The sequence below is a fragment of the Halomonas sp. 25-S5 genome, from assembly GCF_029889845.1.
In the GTDB taxonomy this organism is placed as follows: Bacteria; Pseudomonadota; Gammaproteobacteria; order Pseudomonadales; family Halomonadaceae; genus Halomonas.
This window is the reverse complement of record NZ_JARANV010000080.1, coordinates 1-714: the sequence shown is the minus strand read 5'-3', so window position 1 is coordinate 714 and position 714 is coordinate 1. Positions and strand designations below refer to the sequence as shown.

At 56.4% G+C, this 714-nt stretch carries 1 pseudogene; it reads left to right on the top strand.

The features are described 5' to 3' along the window. Nucleotides 1-347: 347 nt before the first annotated feature. Nucleotides 348-575: pseudogene (locus tag OP498_RS18455) on the top strand (transposase domain-containing protein); the annotation flags it as partial. Between the last annotated feature and the right edge of the window lie 139 nt (nucleotides 576-714).

Below are 714 nucleotides of genomic sequence, written 5' to 3'. Positions count from 1 at the left end.
CGTCTCGTGTCGACGAGCTGACGCCGCGCTGCTGGAAGGCGCTGTTTGCCGACGCCCCTCTCCGCTCAGACATCGAAGGGTAAGTCCAGACGTACTGGAATGACCGCTTACGGCGAGCCTGCAGCCACCGGAAACGATGACACCGCGCTTCGTACCCAAGCCAGACGTGCTGGCCTTCCTCGACAGCTTGTGATTATGCACAGACTTTTGGATTGTTGTGAGAAAACCACGGTCCGGCTGCTAGCTCTCGAGGGGCATTAGTGCTGGATCGTGGTCGGGGCCAGACAGGGTAACTGCGCATAATCCGGAACTGGGCATAACGGCGTTTATGCGCAGCTGCGCATAAACGCCGCAACTGGCTCTTCTGCTGGAGTGAGATCGGCGCCGAGCACGTCAGTATCCTGCAGAGCCTGCTGACCACTTGCCGCCTGCAGGGGATGGATCCCTACACCTATCTGGTCGATGTGTTGCAGCGTATCGCCATTCACCCGGCGTCTCGTATCGACGAGCTGACGCCGCGCCGTTGGAAGACCCTGTTTGCTGATGACCCGCTCAGGTCAGACATCGAAGGGTAAGTCCAGACGTACTGGAATGACCGCTTACCGAGCTGTGACTCCTTCAGGCTATCCGAAAGTATAATATCTAATTAAAGCAGAAAGACAGTACGCTACCAAAAAGCAGTAGGTATTCTCGCAATCGACAAGAGGTAAGAGT